The following is a 25,714-nucleotide window of genomic DNA, read 5'->3' on the forward strand; positions in this document are numbered from 1 at the left end:
CCCACGGGGGACGGGCCCACGGGGGACCGGGCTTGAGCGCGGTCCGGGCCCCCGGGGCCCCGAACGCCACGTCCGATTCCCGCGAGCCACGTCGCAGGCGACCCCGCACACTGGATGACGTGATCGATGAAGAAACCAGGTACGAGGCGGTGCGCAGCCGCGACGCCCGCTTCGACGGGGAGTTCTTCTTCGCCGTCGAGACGACCGGCATCTACTGCCGCCCGAGCTGCCCCGCGGTCACGCCGAAGCGGCAGAACGTCCGCTTCTACGCCACCGCGGCCGCCGCCCAGAGCTCCGGGTTCCGCGCCTGCCGGCGCTGCCGCCCGGACGCGGTACCCGGCTCCGCCGAGTGGAACGTGCGTGCCGATGTGGTCGGCCGCGCCATGCGGCTGATCGCCGACGGGGTCGTCGACCGCGAGGGCGTCGGCGGCCTCGCCGAGCGCCTCGGCTACAGCGCCCGCCAGGTGCAGCGGCAGCTCACCGCCGAGGTCGGCGCCGGCCCCGTCGCGCTCGCCCGCGCGCAGCGGGCGCACACGGCGCGGGTCCTGCTCCAGACAACCGGTCTGCCGGTCACCGAGATCGCCTTCGCGGCGGGCTTCGCCAGCGTCCGGCAGTTCAACGACACGATCCGCGGCGTGTACGCCGCCACGCCGACCGAGCTGCGTGCCGGGGGCCGCCGACGCGGCAAAGCCGTACCGCGGGACGCCACGCCCTCGGCCGGCGTCCCGCTACGGCTCGCCCACCGCGGCCCGTACCAGGCGGTAGCCGTGTTCGACACACTCGCACGCGAGGCAGTCCCCGGAGTGGAGGAGGTCGCCGGGGACCGCGGTACGCGGGTCTACCGGCGCACCCTGCGGCTGCCGTACGGCACGGGCATCGTGGCCGTCGAGGAGAAGACCGCGGGCCCCGCCCACCCTGCCGATCCCGTCATTCCCGCCAACCCTGTCGACGCCTCCACCCCTGGTCCCGCCGGCGCCGTCTGCGGCGGCTGGCTCCAGGCACGCCTGCACCTCACCGACCTCCGCGACCTGACCACCGCCGTGCAGCGGCTGCGGCGGCTCTTCGATCTGGACGCCGATCCGTACGCCGTCGACGAGCGGCTCGGCGCCGATCCCCGGCTCGGCCCTCTGGTCGCAGTTCGGCCGGGGCTGCGCTCGCCCGGTGCCGCGGATCCCGCGGAGTTCGCCGTGCGTGCGCTGGTCGGGCGGAAGGAGGCCGAACGGCTCGTGCAGCAGTACGGCAAGGCCCTGGACACGCCCTCCGGCACGCTCACCCATGTGTTCCCCGAACCCGGCGCACTCGCCGAAGCGGAAGGCGGCACCCTCGGTGCGCTGGCCTCCGCCCTCGCCGACGGCACCGTGCGCCTCGACGCGGGCGCCGACCGGGACGACGCCGCGGCGGCGCTGCTCGCCCTGCCCGGCATGGACCCCCGCACCGTCGCTCTCATCCGGATGCGCGCCCTCGGCGACCCGGACGTGGCCCTGCCCGACGAGCCGGTGCCCGACGCATGGCGTCCCTGGCGCACGTATGCCTGTCAACACATCTGGCGCGAAAGGGAGTTGGCCCAATCCGGTAGCTGACGCAAATGCAGCAGCTGACCCAGGGCCCGTGACGTGGGCGGCTCCCCGGTCAGTCACCCACCGGCTCCTCCAGCCCCCAGCTGTGGATCTTCTTCGGATGGATGCGGATGAGTTCCTCACTGAAGTGCGGCCCCAGGTCGTGCGGTCCCGTCAGCAGTTCCGCCTCGCCCCGGATGTCCACGCCCCGCACCCGCCACGGCCTGACACTCACGATGTCGTCGACGACCAGGGCCACCTTCGGGTTCGCCTGAAGGTTCCGCCATTTCTTGGTCGTACCCATGGCGTACCCGCCGATCAGAATCGTCCCGTCGTCCTGGGGGAAGAACCCGACCGGGTTCGCCTGCGGCTGCCCCTCGGGGTCGACCGTGGCCATGCGGCCCAGCCGCTGGGACCTGAGGTAGGCGCGCTCGGCCTCGCTGAATTCGGTCATGGCCTCAGCCAAACACGCGTACCCCGGCCCCCGCATCGGCGCGCAGCCCTAGGGCCAAGGACGTAAGGCAGACAGCCCCCCGCTCAGGCAGGCAGCCCCCACCGCGGTGCCGCCGCGATCGGCTGAACCGGCTCGATCCGCAGCTCGGGGCGGTCGCCCTCGGCCGTGATCAGCGCCGACTCGCCCTTCTGCAGGGCGATGCGGATCGTGCCGTCGGCCACCTCCTCGTACCGCAGTCCTCGGCCTCGCCCGTCCCGTACCTCGATGTCGCCCGCGATGCCGTGCCGGACCACGCACGGCGCGCCCGCCTCGCTGGTGAGCCGCACCCAGCGGGTGGCCCCGCCCTCCCGTACCGCGCTGAGCAGGAAGGCGCCCTGCGTCCGGAAGTCGTGCACGACCAGATCGGCCCAGGCGGCCGGCAGTGCGGGAAAGACCCGGATGATGCCGCCCCAGGACTGGCAGATCATGTCGTGCAGGGACTGTGCGGCCGACAGCGGTGTCTCGATGACCGGGCCCGACTCCTTGTACATCGTGTTGGCCTGGACGAAGCGGGTCATCAGCTGCCCGAGATACGTCAGTGCGTCCTCGCCCTTGCCGAGCAGCGCGGACATCGATGCGGCCCCCGTGAACGTGTAGCCCTGCAGGGCGCCTTCGAAGCCGACCCAGTGGGCGAGGGACTTCTCGATCAGCGCCTTCTCGTCGGGCGTGCGGCCGGTCACCTCGTAGAGCGGGTACACCGCGAGCAGATGCGAGTAGTGGCGGTGGGACTTCGCGAAGGGGATGTCCGCGCCGATCATGTAGCCGTTGGCGTCCACCGGATACGGCGTCAGCTTGGCGAGCACCTCCTGCCAGCGCGGCGCCAACTCGTCGTCCGCACCGAGCAGTTCAGTCGTGTCGAGTAGGGTGCGGCAGCCCCAGCGCAGCAGCATCAGGTCGTAGTTGCAGTCCCGGCTGTTGCCGCCGTACTCGGGTGAGAAGGTCGCCGGAAGGTGCAGCTTGCCGTCCGCGCCCGGCTCGAGGAAGTGCAGGTAGTAGTTGACGGCCTTGCGGAGGAGGGGGAAGAGGACGTCGCGGAGGATCGACTCGTCCATGGTGTGGCGGTAGCTGAGCCATACGTTGTGCAGCGCCCAGGTGAGGTTGCCGACCTCGGGCGTGGGCGGGTCCTGGCCGGGGATGCCGACGCCGTAGCCCTCGGCGTTGCTCGTCGCGCCACCGTTGACCAGATGGATGTCCGTGGTGCGGGGAATGCCGAGCGAGTCCGTGCGGTAGGCCGGGGCCATCTCCGCCGTGAGGTTGTCGCGGTACTCGCTCAGCGCCCGTGTGACGGCGTCGAGTTCGAGGTGGTTGGAGCCGTGGATCGGCCAGTACTCCAGCTGCACATTGAGGTTCCACCAGGTGGCGGGCCAGGGTGTGGGCTCCAGCCAGGGGCCGCACGTCGCCATCACGGGGGCGTCGCGCCGGGCGGCGGAGGCCAGCTTGTAGAGCTGTATCCAGTAGAAGCGCTGGATGCGGGCGTCGGGGAGGGACAGGAAGCTCTTGCGGTAGTAGGCGTTCCACCAGGCTCGGTGGGGCGCGGCGAGCAGGTCGTACGGGAGTTCTGACGCGTTGCGGACGGCGCGCAGCGCGCGATCGCGGGCCGAGGTACCGGGGAAGGAGTGGGCCACGTGCACATACAGCGTCCGGGCCTCGCCCCTGGTGCGCTCCCGCCACGCCGTGACGTGCTGACCGCCCGCGAGCAGCGGCTGTACGGCGGCCGATATGCCGTCGTACTCACCGGTCTCGGCGGGCGGGTTGCTCTCGTACCCGGCCGGGAGCGGCCGGAACGCGGCGCGCGGGCTGATCGCCTGGGCCGGGTGGAAGGCCCAGCGGAAGCCGCGCTCGCCCTCGCTCGGGACCACCTTGACGGCGAGCACGGAGCGCGAGTCGTGCACGAGCGCGCGGAGTTCCAGGGTGCCCTTGTCGGTGGTGAGGGTGCCGGTGAGTTCGGCGTCGCGCAGGCCGAGCCGCCAGTCCAGGCCGGTGACGGTACCCACCGTCTCCAGCGTGAAGTACCCGATCGGCAGCCGGGCGAGCCCGAAGAGCGAGCCGAACTGCGGGCGGTGGTCCTGTACCTCGGAGTGCTGGATGTTGAAGCGGATCGCCTTCGTCTCGGCGCCCGGTTCCGCGTAGATCCCGGAGCCGAGGAAGCCGTTGCCCAGAAACGGGCCCTCGTACCAGGTCTTCGGCATCTGCTGCCAGACCAGGTCGGCGTCGTCGAGCACCGTGCGCCAGGCATCGGCGGGGGCGGTGGGTTCGGTGCCGGCCGGGGCATCGGGGGCCGTCGCGGCCGTGGCCTGGCCCGGCACTCCTCCCGCGAGCAGCGTCCCGCCGAGCGCGGTTCCGGTGGCGAGCACGGATCTTCTGGACGGGCTGGGCGTCCCTGGCTCACTGGGCTTCCTGGGGTTCCTGGGGTTCCGCGACGGGCTGGGCATCCTGGGCTGGCTGGGCATCGCGCCTCCTGGCGGCTCGTTCAGCACTCGGCGGTTCAGCACTTGGCGGTTCAGCACTTGGCGGTTCGTACGCATGACGGCTCGGCACTTGGCGGCGCATACGCATGACTTCGATTGATTCATCGGAGCTCTCCCTCGGCGCAAGGTAGGGATGACCTGAAGAGCCGTCAATACGCTGGGAGAGATCCGATGTGTCTGGTGTGTACGTGGAGGGAGGAGACCTCACTGGACGGCGCCCCGACGTGCGGGCAGCCCCTGCGCGTCAGCCCCAGATGACCGCCCCGAGCCAGGCCGCCAGGATCAGCAGGCACGCGAAGAGCTCCGCCAGCACGCTCCAGCCGCCGGACCGCATCGCCGTGCGCGTGGCGGACAGAGCGTCGCCGTGCCGGCCCAGCCGCAGCCGCTCCGACAGATAGATCCCGGACACGAAGCCGGGAATCGCCCCGATCACCGGCACCACGACGAACCCGACGAGCGCTCCCACCCCCGCCCACACCGCGATCCGGCGCGTGCCGCCGCGCCGGATCAGCCGGCCCGGCGGCAGTTGCCAGCGGACGGCCTGGGACACCAGCAGCACCACGGTCGTACCCGCGAGCACGGCCCACGCGAGGCCCGTGGGGTCCAGCAACGCCCACCACAGCACCGCGGCCCATACCAGCCACGATCCCGGCACCCCGGGCACCAGCACTCCGCACAGGCCGAGCAGCATCACCACGCCGACCAGCAGGAGCTCCCACACTCCCATCTGCCCAGCGTGCCCGAGACCGGAGGGGCCCGCAGGTCAGATGCGTCGTGTCGCGCCCCGACGCCCCACGCGGCCGCGTCCAGTCGGCCGCTGTCGGTCAGTGCCGGTCACTGCCGGTCAGCCTCGGTCAGTACGCGTCGGTGCCGGTCGGCCTCTCGGCATCCGTCAGTATCCGCCGATGCCGGTCGGCCTCTCGTCCTCCCTCAGTGTCCGTCGGTGTCGGTCAGGGCCAGTCAGTCCCGGGGCACCCGCGCATGCCGCGCCACCCACCCCCGCTCGTACGCATGCCAGCCCAGTTGCAGACGGGTCGTCACGCCCGCGAGTTCCATCAGCCGCTTCACCCGGCGCTGCACCGTGCGCAGGCCCAGGTCCAGCTGCTTGGCGACGCTCGCGTCCGTCAGTCCGGCCAGCAGCAGCGAGAGGATCTCCAGGTCGGTGCCGTCGGGCGCGTCCGGCTCCTCCTCGGTGGCCTCGCCGTCCTCGCCCAGGCGCAGCGGCAGCGCCTCGCGCCACACCGCCTCGAACAGGCCGGTCAGCGACTCCAGCAGCCCGCTCGCGTGGACCACGACCGCGGCGGGCTCCGCGGCCCGTGAGGTGAGGGGCACCATGGCGGTCGCCCGGTCCGCGACGACCAGCTTCGTCGGTACCCGGTCCACTACCCGTACCTGCTCGTTGCGGCCCAGCGCCGCCGACAGTTCCGTGAGCCCGGTGGGCAGGGACAGCACCTCGCGCTCGATCACCACCCGGAAGGCGACACCCCGGTTCGCGGCCTGTTCCTCCGCGTCGTTGTCGACGCCGGAGACCGCGATGGGTTTGCCGGTCACCAGCGCGCAGACCTCGTCGGTCGCGCCGAGCTGCAGCTGGAGGAAGCGCTGCGAGACCGCGGCCGCGCCGGTGACCACCTCCACCAGATCGTGCACGGCCGGCTCGGCGGCCTGGGAGCGGTACTCCTCGGCGAGCAGCGCGGCCGCCAGCTCCGCCTTCTCGAGTTCGTGCCGCTGCTGCGTGAGGAGCGCGCCGAGCGCGACGCCGGGCGGCGCCGCGACCCAGCGTCCCGGCCGGGCCGACGACTGCGCGGCCAGACCGTGGCGCTCCAGACGGCGCAGCGCACGCTCCGTGTCGTACTCGCCCAGCGTCAGCCGCCGTGCGAGATCGGGCACTTCGGCGGCTCCCACCGATACGAGCGCCCGATACGCCGATTCGTGCGTCTCGTCCAGACCTATCGCAGCCAGCATGCGGCGACGTCCCTCCCCAGGTGTCGGTTCCCGGCGGGGCGCTGTGGCGGGAAACAGCCACGGCGCAAACCCGCCCTCGGACATCATCGCCGCACCACCTGTCTCTCTGCCAAGGTGGCGCCACCGCAGTACCAATTGCCGCCTTCTGTGGCGGCTTTGGCCTGCCTGACCTGGGCGGATTCAAGAAGATTTGGGAGTGCGATGCGCGCGACACCGCGTACGGCGGTAACGGCGGCGATCACCGCCGTGCTGGCCGTCACGGCGGTCGCACCGTCAGGGGCACAACCCCGCGACGGCGCGGCCGACGGCACGAGGCCTCTGGTCGGCAGCCCCGCCGCCGCACAGGGCGACGGGACCCGGCAGTCCACGGTCACCCTGGTCACCGGCGACCGGGTCGTCGTCCGCACCGACAAGGACGGCCGCAGCACCGCCACGGTCCTGCCGCGCGAGGACGGCACCCAGCCCCTCGTGCAGACCCGGCAGTCGGGCAAGGACCTGTACGTCTACCCCGAGAGCGCCATCCCCGCGATCGCCTCCGGGAAGGCCGACGAGCAGCTCTTCAACGTCACGGGCCTGGTGCGCCAGGGCTACGACGACGCGCACTCCGACCAGTTGCCGCTCATCGCGACGTACGACACGTCCGTCGACGTCGCCGAGAGCGCACCCGCCGCCCCGCGCGGCTCCGAGCGCAAGCGGGTCCTGGACGCGGTCGACGGCGTCGCGCTGAAGGCCGACAAGAAGAAGGCCGCCGACTTCTGGGCCGATGTCACCAACTCCCGCTCCCGCGCCGCCGGCGATCTGAAGAAGCTGTGGCTGGACGCCAAGGTGGAGGCCACCCTCGACCGCTCCACCAGGCAGGTCAACGCCCCCGAGGCCTGGGCCGCCGGGTACGACGGCACCGGCACCACCGTCGCCGTCCTCGACACCGGAGCCGACGCCGACCATCCCGACCTCAAGGACCGTATCGCCGAGTCCAAGAACTTCACCGACGCCGACACCGCCGACGACCGCGACGGCCACGGCACCCACACCATCTCCACGGTGGGCGGCTCCGGCGCGGCGAGCGACGGCAAGAAGAAGGGCGTCGCGCCCGGCACGCGGCTCCTCGCCGGGAAGGTCCTCAACGACTACGGCTACGGCGAGACCTCGTGGATCATCGCCGGTATGCAGTGGGCCGTCGACCAGAAGGCCGACGTCGTCTCGATGAGCCTAGGCAGCCAGGAGCCCACCGACTGCACGGACCCGATGAGCATCGCGGCCGAGGAACTCGCCAGCACCTCGGACACGCTGTTCGTGGTGGCCGCCGGCAACTCCGGCCCCGCCCTCAACAGGGTCTCGTCGCCCGGCTGCACCCCGGGCGTGCTGACCGTCGGCGCCGTCGACCGCGACGACTCCACGGCGTCTTTCTCCAGCCCCGGCCCTGCGCCGTACACACACACGCTCAAGCCCGAGATCGCCGCGCCCGGCGTCGGCATATCCGCTGCGGCGGCCGGCGGACGCGGCGTCTACGCCTACCAGTCGATGTCCGGTACGTCGATGGCGACCCCGCATGTCGCGGGCGCCGCCGCCATCCTGAAGCAGCGCCACCCTGACTGGAGCCCGCAGCAGCTCAAGGCCGCGCTGGTCTCCTCCGCCGACAGCGGCATCTCCGGCGACGTACGGGAGACGGGCGGCGGGCGCCTCGACGTCAAGGCCGCCATCGGCCAGACGGTCCTCGGCTCCCCGGCCGTCCAGGGCGGCACCTTCGACTGGCCGCAGACCAGCAGCGACCGCACCACCGTCGACGTCCCCTACACCAACACCTCGGACAAGCCCGTCAGCCTGGACCTCTCCGTGGCCGGCGTCACCGGCAACGACGGTACGAAGGTCCACGCCACCGTCGCCAAGCTCGGACAGCGCTCCGTCACCGTCCCGGCCGGCGAGACCGTCAAGGTCCCGCTGACGCTGGACCCGTCCGCGCACCTCGAGCGCAGCCAGTACGGGGACGTCACAGGCCGCGTGATCGCCGAGGCCGACGGCGTCACGGTCTCCACGCCCTTCTCGCTCTACGTCCAGCCGGAGACCGTCACCCTCCGCGTGAAGCTGGTCGACCGGCTCGGCGAGCCCGCGTCCGGCTTGTCGTCCCTCGACGTGATCGGCACGGACGACGCCTCCGGCGAGCGCCGCTTCAACGAGGGCGCTGCCGACCAGACGTACGAACTGCGTCCCGGCAGCTACTTCCTCTCCGCCTTCGTCGCGACCCCGGACAACGGCGGCGACCTCGTGAACTCCCTTGCGTACCTTGCCCGCCCGGAGTTCGAGCTCACCAAGGACACCACCCTCGTCCTCGACGCCCGCGAGGCACATCGGCTGACCGTGGAGACCGACCGGCCCACCGAGGACCGCAACGCCACCCTCGCCTTCGCCCGTTCCTGGGACGACACCTGGCTGCACGGGGGCTCCATGAGCGGCAACCGGCAGGTCAAGGGCTACTACGCCTCCGTAGAAGGCCGCGCCCACGAAGGCGACTTCGAGTTCGGCAGCTACTGGCGCCGCTACGCCCCGCAGATCGATTCCTTCGCCATCGAGGGCGGCCCGCAGCTGCACCCGGTGACCGCGAGCACCGGTTCCGACAACCTCGACGGCAGCGGCTCGGCCGAGGTCGTCGCCGCGGGCAGCGGCACGGCGGCGGAGCTCGCCGCCGCGAACGTCAAGGGCAAGATCGCGCTGATCAAGGTGGCGGACGACGAGACGTACCTCTACCAGCAGGCGCAGCTCGCCAAGAACGCCGGTGCCGTCGCCGTCGTCGCCCACCACGCGTCCGCCGACCGCTGGTACCCGTCCGTCGGCTGGACCAACGGCCCCCTGCCGGTCCTCGCGCTTCCGGCGGACGAGGCCGGTGAGCTGCTCGACCGGCTCGCCTCCGGCCCGGTCACCGTGAAGTGGCAGGCGACGGCGGCCAGTCCGTACGTCTACAACCTCGCCTTCCCCGAGGACGCGCCCCTCGCCTCCGACCGCACCTACAAGGTGCGCGACACCAAGCTCGGCCGCAACGAGACGACGTACCACGCGATGGGCGTCGCCGCGGACTACCTCGACGCGGTCACCGCGTACCGGCCGAACGCCGACGTCTACCTGACCGGACTCTTCGACCTGGTCGCCGTGCCTGGCGAGCGCACCGAGTACTACACGGCCGGGGACACCTCGTTCTCCCAGTGGGTGTCCAGCAGCTTCCCGTACGGCGAGTCCATGCTGAGCGCGCAGCACACCTACGAGGCGGGGGAGCGGCGCACCGAGAGCTGGTACGGCGGGGGCGTCGTGCCCACCGCGCCGCTCGACGACGCGGGCGAGCAGGAGCTGGCCGCCGAGCGCCAGGGCGATCTGATCGGCATCGCGCCGGCGTTCTGGGGCGACAGCGAGCACGCGGGCCTGCAGGGCAGCTTCGGCGACATCGGGTCGATCCAGCTGCGGATCGACGGCGAAGAGCAGGAGAGCAGCCCCGTCCCGTGGGGCGTCTGGAAGGTCCCCGCCGAGGACGCCGCGTACGAACTGACCCTCACCACCATGAAGTTCGGTATCCCGGGTCGTGTCTGGAAGCGCTCCACCATGACGCAGACCACCTGGGAGTTCCGCTCGAAGCTCGACGAGAGCGTCTACTCGCAGGGCCTGCCGATCCTCTTCCCGCAGTACCGGCTGCCCGAGGACGGCATGAAGACGCTGGCATCCGAGGACGACCAGAAGATCACCCTGGGCGTCACGGGCCACGCGGGCTACACCCCCGGAGCCCTCAAGTCGGCGCAGCTGTCGTACTCCTACGACGGCGGCCAGACCTGGACCGAGGCCAAGACCGCCGAAGAGGACGGCACCTGGACCGCGACCGTGCATCACGCGGGCGCGTCGGGGAAGCCGGTCACTCTGAAGGCCGAACTGACGGACGCCAGCGGCAATTCCGTCACCCAGATCGTGACCCGGGCCTACGACGTGCGCTAGCCCAGGTCACACCGGCGCCGCCGGGCGGCTCTCCCGTGGGGGGTGGGGCCGTCCGGCGGCTTTGTTCCACCGGGGCGGTGCGGGATTTTCCGGATGCCCCGTTTTCGGGCGCCCCGTCCTGTGGACAATAGGGGCATGAGCCATCAGGGGGAGAGGCACACCGGTCATGAGGACGACTGGTGGGGGCAGTTGTACGACGACTCCACCGAGGACACGGGCCCGACGGCCGCGGCCGACACCCTGGAGGACCGCTTCGCCTCCGCGGCGGGCACGGTGGGGTCCGGCCCGTCCCGGGCGTCTGCCGCGCCGGGCGCGATGCCCGACCGGCGTGAACCGGCCGACGAGGTCCGGCCACCGGCCGACAGCGCCGGGTGGCCGGACGCGGGACCCGGGGCCAGGTGGCCGGTCGGTGGTACCGGGGGAGGGGCGGGGCGGTCCGTCGGTGGTACCGGGGGAGGGGCCGAGCAACCGGTCAGCGGTACCGGGCGGTGGCGGGCTCCTTGGGAGGCGCCGTCCGGGGACGGGGGGCCCAGGACGTTTCCGGCCGGGTCGAACTCGGCGTCGGCGGGCGCGGCGTCGGCTGGCGGCGCGGCCGCCGTACCGGGCGCCAGAGTGCCCGACGAGCGCGCCGAGCCGGGACCCGCCCAGCCATCGTCCCCGCACGCGGGTTCCCCCTGGTTACCGCACCAGCCTTCACCCCGCGAAGCCTCGGCGGTACCGCGCGATGCCTCCGCGCCGCCCGGCCAGGCCTCGGCGGCATCCACCGAAGCCCCAGTGACGCCCACCGAAGCCCCAGTGACGCCCACCGAAGCCCCTGTGCCGCCTGGCGAAGCTCCAACGCCGCCCGGCGAAGCCTCAGCGGCGTCTGGGGAAGCCCTCACGCCGCCCCCCGAAGCCTTTGCGGCGGGCCGCCGTGATGCTTCCGCGGCGGGCCGCGACGTCTCCCTGGCAGACCACGATGTCTCCGCGTCAGGCCGCCGCGACGCCTCCGCAGCGCCCCACGAAGCCGCCTCCGCCCCCGGTCCCGGATCATCCGCCGTCGCCCCCGCCGAGCCGCCCCCCACCGTCCTCCACGTGGGCGACGGCCCGCCCACCTACGAGGCCGAGCCCACCGCCCTTCCGCCCGCTGACCCTGACGATCTCGACGACCTCGTCGCCGACACCGTCCTGGACGGCGCCCGGTACGGCTCATGCACACTGCGCGCCGCCTCCGTGCGCGGCGACTCCGCGCGCTTCCGGGGCGAGCCGCGCCGCGACTCGCTGCTGACCGCCCGTTTCGGCACGGGCGACAGCGCACTCGTGCTGGTCGCCATGGCCACCGGCGCCCGCGCGACGCCGGGCGCGCACCGCGCGGCGGCCGATGCCTGCCACTGGATCGGGCGGGCCGTCGGACGCAGCCACGTCCGCCTCGCCGAGGACATCCGGGCCGCCCGCCGCGGCGACCTCAAGTCGGGACTGCACCGGCTCACCGACCGCAGCCTCGGCAAACTCCGCGCCAGCGCGGCCGAACTGGGCGTCCAGCCCGAGGAGTACGCGGCGACCCTGCGCTGCCTCCTGCTCCCGGCCGATCCGGAGTGCCGTACCCGCGTCTTCTTCGGCGTCGGCGCCGGGGGCCTGTTCCGGCTGCGCGACGGCGAGTGGCAGGACATCGAGCCGCGCGTCGCGGAGGCGGAGACGACGGGCGCCGCGGTCGTCGGCTACGGCTCGCTGCCCCCGCAGACGCCCGCCGACGCACCGCACGAGACCCCGGACGGCGACCGGCTCACCATGGACCTTGGCATCACCACCCCGCCCACCCCCTACGACACACCGCCCGAGCCGCGCCGCGAACCGTTCCGGTTCCGCGCCTCCGTAGCCCGACCGGGTGACACGCTGCTGCTGTGCACCGACGGCCTCGCCGAGCCCCTGCGCGGCGAGCCCGGACTCGTGGAACACCTCAGGGCGCGCTGGGCGGACGGCGACCCGCCAGGGCTGGCGGCGTTCCTCGCCGACACCCAGGTCAGGGTGAAGGGCTACGCCGATGACCGTACGGCCGCCGCCGTGTGGGAGGCGTAACACCGCACCCTGTGGATTCATGGAAGGGGTGGGCAGTCCGTCCGTGAAGCCACTCCTCAAGGTGCGTGCAGCATGGCCAAGCAGAACGTCGCCGAACAGTTCGTCGACATCCTCGTCCGCGCCGGCGTCAAGCGCCTGTACGGCGTCGTCGGCGACAGCCTCAACCCCATCGTGGACGGGATCCGCCGCAACTCCGCCATCGACTGGGTCCACGTCCGGCACGAGGAGACCGCGGCCTTCGCGGCCGGCGCGGAAGCCCAGATCACCGGCAAGCTCACGGCCTGCGCGGGCTCCTGCGGCCCCGGCAACCTCCACCTCATCAACGGCCTGTACGACGCCCACCGCTCCATGGCCCCCGTACTGGCCCTCGCCTCGCACATCCCCTCCAGCGAGATCGGCCTCGGCTACTTCCAGGAGACCCACCCCGACCAGCTGTTCCGCGAGTGCAGCCACTACAGCGAGCTGATCTCCAGCCCCAAGCAGATGCCCCGGCTGCTGCAGACCGCCATCCAGAACGCCATCGGCCGCTCCGGAGTCAGCGTCGTCTCGCTCCCGGGCGACATCGCCGACCAGCCCGCGCCGGACAAGGCCGTCGAGCACGCGATCGTCACATCGCGCCCCTCGGTGCGCCCCGGCGACGCGGAGATCGACAAGCTCGCCGAGATGATCGACGAGGCCGAACGGGTCACGCTCTTCTGCGGCAGCGGAACGCGGGGCGCGCACTCCGAGGTCATGGAGTTCGCCGAGAAGATCAAGTCCCCCGTCGGGCACGCGCTGCGCGGCAAGGAATGGATCCAGTACGACAACCCGTACGACGTCGGCATGAGCGGCCTGCTCGGCTACGGCGCCGCCTACGAGGCCACCCACGAGTGCGACCTGCTGATCCTGCTCGGAACCGACTTCCCGTACAACGCCTTCCTGCCCGACGACGTCAAGATCGCGCAGGTCGACGTCCGGCCGGAGCATCTCGGCCGCCGCTCCAAGCTGGACCTGGCCGTGTGGGGCGACGTCAAGGAGACGCTGCGCTGTCTGACGCCGCGGGTGGCGCTCAAGACGAACCGCCGGTTCCTCGACAAGATGCTGAAGAAGCACGCCGACGCCCTCGAAGGGGTGGTGAAGGCATACACCCGCAAGGTCGAGAAGCACGTGCCGATCCATCCGGAGTACGTGGCGTCCGTCCTGGACGAACTCGCCGCTGACGACGCGGTGTTCACCGTCGACACGGGCATGTGCAACGTCTGGGCGGCCCGCTATCTCACCCCGAACGGCAGGCGCCGCATCATCGGCTCCTTCTCGCACGGCTCCATGGCCAACGCGCTGCCGCAGGCGATCGGCGCCCAGTTCACCGACCCCAGCCGCCAGGTCGTCTCGATGTCGGGCGACGGCGGATTCTCCATGCTGATGGGCGACCTCCTCACCCTCGTCCAGCACGACCTGCCCGTGAAGATCGTCCTGTTCAACAACTCCTCGCTGAGCATGGTCGAGCTGGAGATGCTCGTCGCCGGGCTGCCGTCGTACGGGACGGCGAACCACAACCCCGACTTCGCGGCCGTGGCGCGCGCCTGCGGGGTGTACGGCACGCGCGTGGAGAAGCCCAAGCAGCTCGCGGGCGCGCTGAAGGACGCCTTCAACCACAAGGGGCCCGCGCTCGTCGACATCGTCACCGACCCCAACGCGCTCTCCATCCCGCCCAGGATCAGTGCCGAGATGGTGACCGGCTTCGCGCTCTCCGCCTCCAAGATCGTGCTGGACGGCGGCGTGGGCCGCATGGTGCAGATGGCCCGCTCCAACCTGCGTAACGTGCCCCGGCCCTGATACGACCGCCGGGCTGTTTCGCTGGCGGGCGGCGCCAATCGCCGCGTTCGGCCCAGTCGTTGACGGATGGACATGCGTGTCCCTCTGCCCGTGGGGCATGCATCCCCGTGTACGCGTTCGATCAGGAGGGAACCGAAACAACTGCGTTCGTACAGGCGGGGGTTATGGCGAAGCAGGTACGAGAGGGCGGTCCCAACGCGGCAGGGGCTTCCCCGACGAGCACAGCGGAGATGTCGACCGACGGGGAAACGGGGGATACGACGACGCGACCGAACAGGCAGACACTGCTCCGGCGCACCATCGGACGGTCCGACCTGCGAGCGGTACCCGAGGCGCGGCACGCACTGAGGGAGCTGCTGCGGCAATGGGGAAGCCCGGGAAGATCGGAGACCGCGGAACTGCTCACCACCGAACTCGTCACCAACGCGCTGGTGCACACCGACCATGACGCGGTGCTCACCGCCACCGTCGGCCGCCGCCTCCGGGTGGAGGTCAGGGACTTCGTGGGCCGCATACCCCAGCTGCGGGTACCGGAGACCGGTGACGGTACGCATGGCAGAGGACTGCTGCTTGTTCAGTCTCTCGCGGACGCGTGGGGTGTGCACAGGCACGGCGTGGGGAAGGCGGTGTGGTTCGAGCTGGACGGCGGCGGTGCTGTGTGATGCCGCAACACCGCCGTCCGGGGTCATGTGAATCGCCGCTCGTTCAGCCGAATTGCTGCTCGAGGTCCTTGAGTTTGCGCTCGAGGGAGTCGAGCCGCGGCAGGGTCATGGTGTCGTCCTCGGCGGTGAGGTCGACGGTGACCGGTTCAGCGCCATTCCTGACGGGCTGCAGGGAGGGACGCGAGGGGGCGGGCAAAGGCCGCTGCTCCGGCGGGGGTATGGCAGGTTCCGCGCCGACCTGTGCCGACGGCGCGCCCTGGGTCCCGGCCCCCAGCTCGACATGGCGTCCCGACTGCAGCTCCACCTGGCGTCCGGCGCGCACGGACCAGCCCAGGGGACCCCGGCTGAGCGCCCGGAACCTCGCCCGGTCCAGCTTCTCCTGATCGCGCCGCCGCGCCCGCTCCTGCTGCTTCTGCCGCCGGTCCTCGCGCACCTCGTCGACGGCCTCGTCCAGGGTGCGTACGCCTTCCAGCAGCATCAACGACCATGCGGCGAAGGTCTCACGGGGAGCCCGCAGCCATCGGACGACGCGGATCTGCGGCAGGGGGCGCGGCACCAGGCCCTGCTCGCGCAGCGCCGCCCGGCGGGTCTGCTTCAGGGCGCGGTCGAACAGGACCGCCGCCGAGAGCGACATGCCGGCGAAGAACTGCGGGGCGCCCGCGTGTTCCAGGCCGCGCGGGGCGTGCACCCAGTTGAACCAGGCGGCCGCGCCCGCGAACGTCCACACGAGCAGCCGCGAACCGAGTGCGGCGTCGCCGTGGCTGGCCTCGCGCACCGCGAGAACGGAGCAGAACATCGCCGCACCGTCGAGACCGAACGGGACCAGGTACTCCCAGCCGCCGGTCAGATTGAGGTTCTGCCTGCCGAAACCGACCAGGCCGTGGAAGGAGAGGGCGGCGGCGACTGCGGCACAGCAGAACAGCAACAGGTAGGAGGCGGTGCCGTAGATGGCCTCCTTGCGCCTTCGGCGCTCCTCGCTGCGTTCCCACGAGTCGTCGGCGGACGCGTTCTCCCCGGCGCGCTTGTTGCGCGCGAGCACCGCCACCGCCGCCAGCATGCCCAGGAGCAGTACGGCGCCCGGAAGCAGCCAGTCGAGCGATATGTCGGTCAGTCTCATCTGGGGTCCCTTGCATCGCGTTACGGCATTTCGCGCGCCATAGTGGCTCAATCCCGATGACCCTCAGAGGGTTTCGGGGCAAGAGAACGCCATTGGTGGGAGAGGGACCGCGGAGAGCCGCCTTCTACTCGAACTCCCGCTTGCTGTACGGCGGTTGTGTTCGATTCAGGTGTGCCGGAAAGAGTGGTTCGCGGGGACCGGGTTGCGGTAAGAGGTGGACCTGTGCGGGGAGAGTCAGCCGGTCGCGGCGCTCAGCTTCGTGATGCGGTCCGCGTCGCAGGTGCGCGGGCACGTGACGCAGGTGTCCTCGGGGCGCAGCGTGTAGAAGAGACAGCAGCTGGCGCGGTCCCGGGTGGGCAGTGCCTCGCCGTTCGGGCCCGTCAGCTCCCGGAACGCGGCCGAGCCTGCGTACGGCTGGGTGGCACCCGGCAGCAGCTGCTCCAGCTCGGTCATGGCGCGCTGCTCCTCGCCGAGCAGATGCGCGATGTACCAGAGGCCTTCGACGACCTCGTCCGTCGCCATGCCCCACAGCGCGCGGCTCCGGCGGCGCATACGCGGCCCGAAGCCCGCCAGTACCGGTTCCAGATGCTCGGCGACCGCCGCACGCACCTCGGCGCGCAGGGCCTCCTCGTCCGGGACGACGCGGGCGCCGGGCAGCGCGGCGGCCGGGTCGCCCGGCAGGCATGCGAAGTCGCCGGGCCGGACGGCCATCCGGCCGCGGGCGCGCTGGAAGGCGACGTGCTCGACGGGATAGCGGGGCACGCGCCGGTGCAGGAACCACGGCACGGTGATGAGCAGGCAGGCGGGCCAGGCGTAACGGTGCAGTCCGAAGCTGGCGACGACGTCCGGGCGTGCCTGCTGTCCGTAGTCCCGCAGTACCTGGGCGTTGTCCCAGGCGAGGAAGGCGTCGAGGGCCGCGCCGCCCTCCGCGAGCCGGGTGGCGGCCACCCAGCCGCCGTCCCGCGGGGTCGGGTCGTCCGGCCCCAGTTCCCTGATCTCCAGCCCCGGAAAGACCTCGGTCAGCCGGGCATACGCGTCGGCGACGGCCGAACGGGCCGGGCGCACGGCGCCGTGGCGAGAGGTGCTTTCGGCCTGTGCGGGCGGGGCGACAAGGGACATGCGGGGCACCACCACATCACGATCGTTAACAGGTAAGCCTTACCTTACCCGATGTGATCCAGGTTTGAACCAGGGCCTGCTCGCCCTATCGTGCGTGGGGTCACCGTTTCTTCCGCCTCGGGTGACCGGCAGCATCAGCAGGATCAGAGCAGGATCAGCGGGACAGGGCAGGAGGACCTCGTGGAGCAGGCCGGCGCGCATGACAAGCAGGGCCCCACGGGGCTGTCCGACGACTCCGCCGAGCCCGCGTCCGAACCGTTCGTGGCGCGTCCCGGCGAGCCCGAGTCCGAACCGTTCCTGGCGCGTCCCCGGCCGGCTGCGCCGACGGCGCCCGCAGCCGGTACAGGTGTGCCGAGGCCTCGACCGGGCACGCCGTCGCTATACCTGCCCCCCGCACAGCAGCAGCGGCCCCCTGCACAGCCGGGGCCGTCCGGGGGCGGCGACACGGCCCGCGGCGAGCACACCCACAGCGAACCGCCGCTGCCCCTGCCCCGCACAGCCCCGGACGGCTTGCCGGAGGCAGGTGCACTTGCGCCGCGGCGGCCGGTTCAGCGGTCGTCCGTACGGGGGCAGGTTCTCGATGCCTTGCGTACCGCCCTCGTGGAGGGCGAGCTCGCCCCGGGCGGGGTCTACTCGGCGCCGGTTCTCGGCGAGCGCTTCGGGGTCTCCGCGACGCCGGTGCGCGAGGCGATGCAGCAGCTCGCCCTCGAGGGCGCCGTGGAGGTCGTACCGAACCGGGGGTTCCGTGTCGTCCGGCGCACCGCCGAGGAGCTGGCCGAACTCGCGGAGATCCGGGCCCTGATCGAGGTGCCGGTGATGCTGCGGCTCGCCCGGACCGTGCCCGCGGCCCGCTGGGCCGAGCTGCGTCCGCTGGCCGAGGCGACGGTCGCGGCGGCGGTCGGCGGCGACTTCGCGAGCTACGCGGAGTCGGACCGCGCCTTCCACCGGGCCGTCCTCGCGCTGTCCGGCAACCGCCAACTGGTGCAGATCGCCGACGACCTGCACCGCCGCGCCCAGTGGCCGTCGGCCGACGGCCAGGCGCCACGTAGCCGCGCCGGCCTCGTCGCCGACGCGGCGGAGCACACGGCCCTGCTGGACGCGCTGATCGCCCAGGATCTGGCCGTGGTCCAGTCGCTGGTACGGGAGCATTTCGCGGGCGCCGCCTGAGGGTGTTGCCCGGGGTCACGGCGGGGCCGTCCCTGGGCCATGTGCCCGGGGCCGCGCCGTCGGTCCCAGCGCACCGGCGCCTGCTGCGCGCGTTGCCGCGGGCTTGCGCGGCCGGTCCCGGTGACCGACGTCTCGAAACCAGGGGCCAGCCCCTGGACTCCCGGTGCTAGAACGCCGGACGGGCTGAATTGCGGGCCGCCCACCGCGGGCTTGCGCGGCCGGTCCCGGTAACCGGCGTCTCCAAACCAGGGGCCAGCCCCTGGATCCCCGGTCCTCAAACGCCGGACGGGCTGAATTGCGGGCCGCCGCCCGGACACAGATGGCACCACGCCCCGCCGCAGGCCAGGCGCGCCTCACACCGCCGCAGCCGGCGGCGTAAGCCCGTTCGCCAGCCAGGTCGGCACCCCGCCGAGCAGCCGGAAGAGGCGCCCCGCCTCCGCGCGGAGGCGGGACGCCTCCGGTTCCGTCTCCGCGTCCGCCAGGGACGCCAGCGCGGGAGCCGTGCCGACCAGGTAGCCGAGCTCCTCGCGGATGCGGAGGGACTCGGCGAAGCCGTGGCGGGCCTCGGCCAGTTCGCCCTCGCGGAGGGCCAGTCCGGCCAGATGGCGCCAGGTGAAGGAGAGCAGCAGCGTGTCGCCGTGCGCGGTGGCCCCGGCATGGGCGCGGCGGTAGGCGGCGCGGGCGGCCTGCGGCGAACCCGCGAGGTTCTCGGCGATCAGCCCGCGCCGGAAGTCGAGGAGCGCCCGCGCCGGCGCGCCCGGGGCGATGAGCGCCGCGGCACGCCCCAGCGCGGCCCGCGCCTCGTCGGCCCGGTCCCGTACTCCGAGCAGTGTCGCGGCGTACGCGAGGTGCCCGCGCTCGCACGCGGCCGCCCCCCGCTCGTCGTCGTCACGGGCCAGCGCCTCCGCCGTACGCAGTGCGTCCTCGGCCTCGGCCCACCCCTGCTCGGTGTACAGGCACTGCTCCACCAGGAGCGCGACCCGCTGCAGCGCGGCTTCGGCGTCGTCGCCGGCGCGCGGTTCGAGCAGGGCGGCCGCATCGGTCCAGCAGGCGCGTGAGCGCAGCCGCCATACCGCGGTCTGGAGTGGATCGTCCCCTGCAGTCGTTCCGATACCAGACATGGCGGTATGCGCCACGTTGCCCTCCCCGAGCACACCATTGAGCTGTTGAGTCGTGGCGGAATCTCAGCACGAATCCGAGCGCCCGGCCAAGGGGGTGGGTGAAGGATTTCACAAAGTACGGGAGCCGGTCGTGGACCGACGGGGACTGATTCAGGCGGTGTACCCGTCAACTCGTCAGGCGCCCCGGATGACCCTGCCGCGCCCGCCGACCCGGCAATCGGCGGTGTCACGCACCGTGCGCGTCGGCGCGGGCGCCTCAGCTCATGCGCAGGGCGAGGAAGAAGTCCAACTTGTCCTCGAGGCGCGAGAGGTCACGGCTCGTCAACTGCTCGATTCGCCCTATCCGATAACGCAACGTGTTGACGTGCAGGTGCAGACGGGTGGCGCAACGGGTCCAGGAGCCGTCGCAGTCGAGGAACGCCTCCAGCGTGGGGATGAGCTCCGCCCGGTGGCGCCGGTCGTAGTCGCGCAGCGGGTCGAGCAGGCGGGCCGTGAACGCGCGGCGCACGTCGTCCGGCACGAACGGCAGCAGCAGGACGTGGGACGCCAGCTCCTGGTGACCGGCGGCGCACACCCGGCCCGGCCGGGCGGCCGCGACACGGCGGGCGTGCCGGGCCTCCTCCAGGGCGCCGCGCAGGCCCTCCGCCGAGTGGACGGCGGCACTGACGCCGAGCGTGAGCCGCCCGTCGTCGGCGAGGCCCGCAGACAGCGGGTCCCGTACGGCCTCCAGCAGGCCCTCCGCGGACAGCCCCGACTCCTCCCCCATTGCCTTGAGGGCATGGGAGGTACCCCCATCGTCGTGCCCAGCGGACACCGACGGCAGCGGCACCAGCGCGATCGCCTCCGTACCCGTGTGGGCGACGGCGATACGGTCGGACGGCTCGGGCCCGGCCGACTGGGGATCGACGAGGATCTCCTCCAGCAGCGCCTGGGCTACAGGTCCGCCCTCGATGTCACCGTCACCGCCCTCCCACTCGACGCCCGCCACGACCACCTGCCAGTGCGGCGCCACGCCGAGCCCGGGCAGCAGCACGGGCGCGGCCACCCGCAGCCGCGCCGCGATCTCGGCCGGAGCCGCCCCGGCCTGCACCAGCTCCAGGACCTCCTGGGCGAGCCGGCGCCGCACCGTGCGCGCCGCGTCCCGCCGGTCCCGTTCGACCGCGATCAGCTGGGTGACGCCGTGCAGCAGGTCGAGGCGCTCCTCGGGCCAGTCCCCGGCGTCGGCCTCGACGGCGAGCAGCCAGTCGGACAGCACGGTCTCGCGTACGTCGCGCGAGCCCGCCGCGCCCGGGCCCGTAGCCGTGGTCGGACGGTGCCCCGAGCTGCGGACGGGGAACAGCGAGTACGTCGTGGTGCCCACCGTCACCCGGTAGGGGCCGCGCCGCCCGGTGCGGACCGCCGCCAGATGCTCGGCCGCGAGCCTCGCGCGCACGTCCGGCGCCGAAGCGGGTCCCCCGTTGGTCGAGCCCGCGATGGCCCGCCCGGTGGGCGAGAGCACCCAGGCGCGCAGGTCCAGGTCGGAGCGGAGCAGGTCGAGCACCGCGTCGGGGCCGCCGCCGCCAGGGCCCGGCGTCATCAGACGGCGGTGCCGGTCCACCACGGCCGCCAGGTCGCCCGCGCGCTCGCCGGACACCTGACGTACGACATGCTCGGTGATCGTGGCGAAGGCCACGGACTCGTTGACCGAGAACAGCGGCAGGCGGTGGCGCGCGCAGGCCTCGACGAGGTCGTCCGGGACGGCGCCGAGCTCGGCCTCACCGGCCGCCAGCGCCGCGACGCCCGCGCCGGTGAGGATCCGTACGAACGGCTCGGAGTCCGCGGCGCCGCGCCACCAGGCCAGGCCGGTGAGCACCAGCTCACCGCCGGAGAGATAGCGGCTGGGGTCCCGCAGGTCCGTCGTCATCACACCGCGTACGGTGCGGTCCAGCTCGCTCTCGCCGCCTAGCAGCCGCAGCCCCAGCGCGTCGGTGTCCAGCAGTGCGCGCAGGCGCATGGTTCTCGTCGCCGCCGATCTCTCTCGATGGTGCGTGTGGTTCGGTGTCGATGGGGTGGTCACGGTCGGTGCCGGTGGGGTCGTCGTGGTCGGTGCCGGGGCTCTTCGTTTCCGGGCGAAGACGACGGCGTTACCGGCGATCGCCGTTCATACGAATCTACAAGAGTAGTGCTCTGGTCAGCCAACTCCTTCATGGTTTCCGTGACTGACCCCGGCGGAGTACAGCGCTGTGTACTGACCTTGATCCGCGTGAACATCCCATGAACGAGCTGAATTCGAAGAAGAGAGCCACCATGGACTTCCTTCGCCCCGCAGGCTGGGAGGAGGCGCTCGCCGCGAAGGCCGAGCACCCCACGGCCGTGCCGATCGCGGGTGGCACCGATGTGATGGTCGAGATCAACTTCGACCACCGGCGGCCCGAGTACCTGCTGGACCTGAACCGCATCGGCGAGCTGGGCGAGTGGGAGGTCGGCGAGGACACCGTCCGCCTCGGCGCCTCCGTCCCGTACACGCGGATCATGGAGCATCTGCGGGCCGAGCTGCCGGGCCTGGCCCTGGCCTCGCATACCGTGGCGTCCCCGCAGATCCGCAACCGCGGCGGCGTCGGCGGCAACCTCGGCACCGCCTCGCCCGCCGGCGACGCGCACCCGGCGCTGCTCGCCGCCGGAGCCGAGGTGGAGGTCGAGTCGGTACGCGGCTCCCGGCGCATCCCGATCGACGCGTTCTACACCGGCGTGAAGCGCAACGCGCTCGCCCCCGACGAGCTCATCCGGGCGATCCACATCAAGAAGGCCGACGGGCCGCAGCAGTTCTCGAAGGTCGGCACACGCAACGCCATGGTCATCGCCGTGTGCGCCTTCGGCCTCGCGCTGCACCCCGAGACCAGGACCGTCCGTACGGGCATCGGCTCCGCGGCGCCCACGCCGATCCGCGCCAAGGCCGCCGAGGAGTTCCTGAACGCGGCGCTCGACGAGGGCGGCTTCTGGGACAACGGGAAGATCATCACCCCGTCGGTCGCCAAGCAGTTCGCGGTCCTGTGCGCGGCCGCCTGCAACCCGATCGACGACGTCCGCGGCACGGCGAGCTACCGCCGTCACGCGGTCGGCGTCATGGCCCGCCGCACCCTGACCTGGACCTGGGAGTCGTACCGCGGCACCGCCCGCACCACCGAGGGAGCTGCGTAATGCGAGTGACGTTTCGCGTGAACGGCCGCCGGCAAGAGGCCGACGGCGTGTGGGAGGGCGAGAGCCTGCTGTACGTGCTGCGTGAGCGCCTCGGCCTGCCGGGCTCCAAGAACGCGTGCGAGCAGGGCGAATGCGGTTCGTGCACGGTCCGCCTGGACGGGGTGCCGGTGTGTGCGTGCCTGGTCGCTGCCGGACAGGTGGAGGGCCGGGACGTGGTGACGGTCGAGGGGCTGGCCGACTACGCCAAGCAGCGCTCGGCGGGCGGTGGTTGCGCCACGGGTGCCTGCGGCACATCCGGCCCTGGTACGTCGCTGGACGCGGCCCGGCAGTGGGAAGCCCGGCCGACGGACTCCGCGACCGGCGAAGGTACGGCCACCTCCTCGCGTGCGACGCTCTCGCCGATCCAGCAGGCGTTCATCGATGCCGGGGCCGTGCAGTGCGGCTTCTGCACGCCCGGACTGCTGGTCGCCGCCGACGAGATGCTGGAGCGCAACCCGAACCCGTCCGACGCGGACATCCGCGAGGCGCTGTCGGGCAACCTCTGCCGCTGTACCGGCTACGAGAAGATCCTGGACGCGGTCCGCCTCGCGGCCGCCCGGCAGTCCGAGGGAGTCTGACCATGGGAACCACGGGCACGCCCACCAACATCACGCAGGGCTCCCGGACCAGCGGCGGCATCGGCGAGTCCACGCTCCGCCCCGACGGCACCTTGAAGGTCACCGGGGAGTTCGCCTACTCGTCCGATATGTGGCACGAGGACATGTTGTGGGGCCACATCCTGCGCTCCCCGGTCGCGCACGCGGAGATCGTGTCGATCGACACGAGCGAGGCGTTCGCCCAGCCAGGTGTGTACGCCGTCATGACGTACGACGACCTGCCCACGGACGTGCGCACCTACGGCCTGGAGATCCAGGACACCCCCGTACTCGCCAACGGCCGCGTACGCCACCACGGCGAGCCGGTCGCGATCGTCGCCGCCGACCACCCGGAGACCGCGCGCCGCGCCGCCGCCAAGATCAAGGTCGAGTATCGCGAGCTGCCGATCGTGACGGACGAGGCGACCGCGACCGCGCCGGAAGCACCGGTCCTCCATCCGGGGCGTACCGATGACCACGCCCCCCACGCCCCGCACCCGAACATCGTCCACCGCCAGCCGATCGTGCGCGGCGACGTGGAGGAGGCCCGGGGGCGTGCCGACGTGATCGTGGAGGGCGAGTACGTCTTCGGCATGCAGGACCAGGCGTTCCTGGGGCCCGAGTCGGGCCTGGCCGTGCCCGCCGAGGACGGCGGCGTCGATCTCTACATCGCCACCCAGTGGCTGCACGCCGACCTCCGCCAGATCGCGCCCGTGCTGGGCCTGCCGGAGGACAAGGTCCGTATGACGCTGGCGGGCGTCGGCGGCGCGTTCGGCGGCCGCGAGGATCTGTCGATGCAGATCCACGCGTGCCTGCTGGCGCTGCGCACGGGCAAGCCGGTGAAGATCGTCTACAACCGCTTCGAGTCCTTCTTCGGGCACGTCCACCGCCACCCCGCGAAGCTGTACTACGAGCACGGGGCCACCCGCGACGGCAAGCTGACCCACGTGAAGTGCCGCATCGTTCTGGACGGCGGGGCGTACGCGTCCTCCTCGCCGGCGGTCGTGGGCAACGCCGCCTCGCTCGGTGCCGGCCCGTACGTCATCGACGACGTCGACATCGAGGTCATCGCCCTCTACACCAACAACCCGCCCTGCGGCGCCATGCGCGGGTTCGGCGCGGTCCAGGCGTGCTTCGCGTACGAGGCCCAGATGGACAAGCTGGCCGCGAAGCTCGGCATGGATCCGGTGGAGTTCCGGCAGCTGAACGCCATGGAACAGGGGTCTGTCATGCCGACCGGGCAGCGCGTCGACTCACCGGCCCCGGTTGCCGAACTCCTCCGCCGGGTCAAGGCGATGCCTCTCCCGCCGGAGCGCCAGTGGGAGACCACCGAAGGCGCCGACGTGCGCCAGCTGCCCGGTGGCCTGTCCAACACGACGCACGGCGAGGGCGTCGTACGGGGTGTGGGCTACGCGGTCGGCATCAAGAACGTCGGCTTCTCCGAGGGCTTCGACGACTACTCCACCGCGCGGGTGCGTATGGAGGTGGTGGGCGGGGAGCCGGTCGCGGTCGTCCACACCGCCATGGCGGAGGTCGGGCAGGGGGGTGTCACCGTCCACGCGCAGATCGCCCGCACAGAGTTGGGTGTCACTCAGGTGACCATCCAGCCGGCGGACACGCAGGTGGGCAGCGCGGGTTCGACGTCCGCGTCCCGTCAGACATACGTCACGGGCGGCGCCGTCAAATACGCCTGCGAGCTCGTCCGCGAGAAGGTCCTGGAGATCGGGCGCCGCAAGTTCGGGTCGTACCACCCGGCCTGGGCCACCGCCGAACTGCTGCTGGAGGGCGGCAAGGTCGTCACCGACGGAGGCGAGGCGCTCGCCGATCTGGCGGACGTCCTGGAGGACGAGGCGGTCGAGGTCGAGGAGGTGTGGCGGCACCGGCCGACCGAGCCGTTCGATCTGCGCACGGGGCAGGGCAACGGGCATGTCCAGTACTCGTTCGCCGCGCACCGGGCCGTCGTCGAGGTCGATACGGAGCTGGGGCTGGTCAAGGTCATCGAACTGGCCTGCGCCCAGGACGTCGGCAAGGCTCTGAACCCGCTGTCCGTCGTCGGCCAGATCCAGGGCGGCACCACACAGGGGCTGGGTATGGCGGTGATGGAGGAGATCCTCGTCGACCCGAGGACGGCGAAGGTCAGGAATCCGTCCTTCACGGATTACCTGATCCCCACGATCCTCGATACGCCGACGATCCCCGTCGACGTGCTGGAACTCGCCGACGAGCATGCCCCGTACGGGCTGCGGGGTGTCGGGGAGGCGCCGACGCTGTCTTCGACGCCGGCGGTGTTGGCGGCGATCCGGGCGGCGACGGGCCTGGAACTGGACCGGACCCCGGTCCGCCCGGAGCACCTGACGGGGATGGCGTAGGCACGCCGCCCGCAACGGCGAACGGAACG

The 25,714-nt window shown here is 72.1% G+C and carries 18 protein-coding genes; 10 read left to right on the top strand and 8 right to left on the bottom strand.

Annotated features, from left to right (window positions below; all coding sequences use genetic code 11):
* Positions 1-122 precede the first annotated feature (122 nt).
* On the top strand, positions 123-1,580 hold the full coding sequence (locus ACSMXV_RS32530) for a DNA-3-methyladenine glycosylase 2 family protein (RefSeq protein WP_473179125.1): 1,458 nt from the start codon (positions 123-125) through the stop codon (positions 1,578-1,580).
* Between the two features lie 49 nt (positions 1,581-1,629).
* On the opposite strand, the gene ACSMXV_RS32535 is transcribed toward ACSMXV_RS32530, so the two are convergent.
* Together ACSMXV_RS32535 and ACSMXV_RS32540 are read right to left on the bottom strand one after the other, a co-directional pair.
* Positions 1,630-2,010 (bottom strand): PPOX class F420-dependent oxidoreductase, encoded by a 381-nt coding sequence (locus ACSMXV_RS32535; protein ID WP_473174712.1) that lies wholly within the window; start codon positions 2,008-2,010, stop codon positions 1,630-1,632.
* An 83-nt stretch (positions 2,011-2,093) separates the two neighbouring features.
* Positions 2,094-4,481, bottom strand: a complete 2,388-nt coding sequence (locus ACSMXV_RS32540) for a glycosyl hydrolase family 95 catalytic domain-containing protein (protein WP_473179126.1) — start codon at positions 4,479-4,481, stop codon at positions 2,094-2,096.
* Here ACSMXV_RS32540 and ACSMXV_RS32545 point away from each other — a divergent pair.
* Entirely contained in the window at positions 4,393-4,617 is a 225-nt protein-coding gene (locus tag ACSMXV_RS32545; RefSeq protein ID WP_473179244.1) for a hypothetical protein, read from the top strand. The two genes, ACSMXV_RS32540 and ACSMXV_RS32545, sit on opposite strands and share 89 nt — an antisense overlap.
* 144 nt (positions 4,618-4,761) lie before the next feature.
* Here the strand turns inward: ACSMXV_RS32545 and ACSMXV_RS32550 are convergent, their stop codons facing one another.
* Positions 4,762-5,244: a DUF456 domain-containing protein gene (locus tag ACSMXV_RS32550; RefSeq protein WP_473174713.1), complete on the bottom strand. Its 483-nt coding sequence runs from the start codon at positions 5,242-5,244 to the stop codon at positions 4,762-4,764.
* Positions 5,245-5,477: 233 nt separating this feature from the next.
* Entirely contained in the window at positions 5,478-6,479 is a 1,002-nt protein-coding gene (locus ACSMXV_RS32555) for a helix-turn-helix domain-containing protein (protein ID WP_473174714.1), read from the bottom strand.
* A 201-nt stretch (positions 6,480-6,680) separates the two neighbouring features.
* On the opposite strand from ACSMXV_RS32555, the gene ACSMXV_RS32560 reads away from it, so the two are divergent.
* The 4 genes from ACSMXV_RS32560 to ACSMXV_RS32575 all read left to right on the top strand — a co-directional run bounded on the left by ACSMXV_RS32560 (position 6,681) and on the right by ACSMXV_RS32575 (position 14,980).
* Positions 6,681-10,448 (top strand): S8 family serine peptidase, encoded by a 3,768-nt coding sequence (locus ACSMXV_RS32560; protein WP_473174715.1) that lies wholly within the window; start codon positions 6,681-6,683, stop codon positions 10,446-10,448.
* Between the two features lie 1,074 nt (positions 10,449-11,522).
* Positions 11,523-12,503 (top strand): protein phosphatase 2C domain-containing protein, encoded by a 981-nt coding sequence (locus tag ACSMXV_RS32565; protein WP_473174716.1) that lies wholly within the window; start codon positions 11,523-11,525, stop codon positions 12,501-12,503.
* 72 nt (positions 12,504-12,575) lie between these two features.
* Positions 12,576-14,318, top strand: a complete 1,743-nt coding sequence (locus ACSMXV_RS32570; protein WP_473174717.1) for a pyruvate dehydrogenase — start codon at positions 12,576-12,578, stop codon at positions 14,316-14,318.
* Between the two features lie 230 nt (positions 14,319-14,548).
* A complete protein-coding gene (locus ACSMXV_RS32575) occupies positions 14,549-14,980 on the top strand; it encodes an ATP-binding protein (protein WP_473174718.1) in 432 nt (143 codons plus the stop codon).
* Between the two features lie 43 nt (positions 14,981-15,023).
* Here the strand turns inward: ACSMXV_RS32575 and ACSMXV_RS32580 are convergent, their stop codons facing one another.
* Positions 15,024-16,097 carry a DUF2637 domain-containing protein gene (locus ACSMXV_RS32580; RefSeq protein ID WP_473174719.1) on the bottom strand — a complete coding sequence of 358 codons (1,074 nt, stop codon included), beginning with the start codon at positions 16,095-16,097 and terminating at the stop codon, positions 15,024-15,026.
* 234 nt (positions 16,098-16,331) lie between these two features.
* Positions 16,332-17,216, bottom strand: coding sequence for a (2Fe-2S)-binding protein (locus ACSMXV_RS32585; RefSeq protein WP_473174720.1), 885 nt, complete (start codon positions 17,214-17,216; stop codon positions 16,332-16,334).
* Positions 17,217-17,600: 384 nt separating this feature from the next.
* On the opposite strand from ACSMXV_RS32585, the gene ACSMXV_RS32590 reads away from it, so the two are divergent.
* Positions 17,601-18,383: a GntR family transcriptional regulator gene (locus ACSMXV_RS32590; protein ID WP_473179127.1), complete on the top strand. Its 783-nt coding sequence runs from the start codon at positions 17,601-17,603 to the stop codon at positions 18,381-18,383.
* 353 nt (positions 18,384-18,736) lie between these two features.
* On the opposite strand, the gene ACSMXV_RS32595 is transcribed toward ACSMXV_RS32590, so the two are convergent.
* Together ACSMXV_RS32595 and ACSMXV_RS32600 are read right to left on the bottom strand one after the other, a co-directional pair.
* A complete protein-coding gene (locus ACSMXV_RS32595) occupies positions 18,737-19,519 on the bottom strand; it encodes a hypothetical protein (protein WP_473174721.1) in 783 nt (260 codons plus the stop codon).
* Positions 19,520-19,760: 241 nt separating this feature from the next.
* Positions 19,761-21,497, bottom strand: coding sequence for a PucR family transcriptional regulator (locus ACSMXV_RS32600; RefSeq protein ID WP_473174722.1), 1,737 nt, complete (start codon positions 21,495-21,497; stop codon positions 19,761-19,763).
* 293 nt (positions 21,498-21,790) lie between these two features.
* On the opposite strand from ACSMXV_RS32600, the gene ACSMXV_RS32605 reads away from it, so the two are divergent.
* From ACSMXV_RS32605 to pucD, 3 genes are read left to right on the top strand one after another with little or no spacing between them, the layout of a single operon-like run.
* The gene (locus ACSMXV_RS32605; RefSeq protein WP_473174723.1) at positions 21,791-22,681 is read left to right on the top strand and encodes an FAD binding domain-containing protein; all 891 of its coding nucleotides are present in this window, start codon (positions 21,791-21,793) and stop codon (positions 22,679-22,681) included.
* A complete protein-coding gene (locus ACSMXV_RS32610; RefSeq protein WP_473174724.1) occupies positions 22,681-23,298 on the top strand; it encodes a (2Fe-2S)-binding protein in 618 nt (205 codons plus the stop codon). Before ACSMXV_RS32605 ends, ACSMXV_RS32610 begins: the two co-directional genes overlap by 1 nt.
* Before the next feature lie 2 nt (positions 23,299-23,300).
* Complete coding sequence (pucD, locus tag ACSMXV_RS32615) at positions 23,301-25,685, top strand: xanthine dehydrogenase subunit D (protein WP_473174725.1); 2,385 nt, start codon at positions 23,301-23,303, stop codon at positions 25,683-25,685.
* The last annotated feature ends 29 nt before the right edge of the window (positions 25,686-25,714 follow it).

The sequence above is a fragment of the Streptomyces sp. DSM 42067 genome (assembly GCF_055792885.1).

Bases quoted from the DNA above. Each gene is read 5' to 3' on its own strand.
- ACSMXV_RS32535 (WP_473174712.1), bottom strand. From the start codon at position 2,010: ATGACCGAATTCAGCGAGGCCGAGCGCGCCTACCTCAGGTCCCAGCGG.
- ACSMXV_RS32540 (WP_473179126.1), bottom strand. From the start codon at position 4,481: ATGCCCAGCCCGTCGCGGAACCCCAGGAACCCCAGGAAGCCCAGTGAG.
- ACSMXV_RS32550 (WP_473174713.1), bottom strand. From the start codon at position 5,244: ATGGGAGTGTGGGAGCTCCTGCTGGTCGGCGTGGTGATGCTGCTCGGC.
- ACSMXV_RS32555 (WP_473174714.1), bottom strand. From the start codon at position 6,479: ATGCTGGCTGCGATAGGTCTGGACGAGACGCACGAATCGGCGTATCGG.
- ACSMXV_RS32560 (WP_473174715.1), top strand. From the start codon at position 6,681: ATGCGCGCGACACCGCGTACGGCGGTAACGGCGGCGATCACCGCCGTG.
- ACSMXV_RS32570 (WP_473174717.1), top strand. From the start codon at position 12,576: ATGGCCAAGCAGAACGTCGCCGAACAGTTCGTCGACATCCTCGTCCGC.
- ACSMXV_RS32575 (WP_473174718.1), top strand. From the start codon at position 14,549: ATGTCGACCGACGGGGAAACGGGGGATACGACGACGCGACCGAACAGG.
- ACSMXV_RS32580 (WP_473174719.1), bottom strand. From the start codon at position 16,097: ATGAGACTGACCGACATATCGCTCGACTGGCTGCTTCCGGGCGCCGTA.
- ACSMXV_RS32585 (WP_473174720.1), bottom strand. From the start codon at position 17,216: ATGTCCCTTGTCGCCCCGCCCGCACAGGCCGAAAGCACCTCTCGCCAC.
- ACSMXV_RS32600 (WP_473174722.1), bottom strand. From the start codon at position 21,497: ATGCGCCTGCGCGCACTGCTGGACACCGACGCGCTGGGGCTGCGGCTG.
- ACSMXV_RS32605 (WP_473174723.1), top strand. From the start codon at position 21,791: ATGGACTTCCTTCGCCCCGCAGGCTGGGAGGAGGCGCTCGCCGCGAAG.
- ACSMXV_RS32610 (WP_473174724.1), top strand. From the start codon at position 22,681: ATGCGAGTGACGTTTCGCGTGAACGGCCGCCGGCAAGAGGCCGACGGC.
- pucD (WP_473174725.1), top strand. From the start codon at position 23,301: ATGGGAACCACGGGCACGCCCACCAACATCACGCAGGGCTCCCGGACC.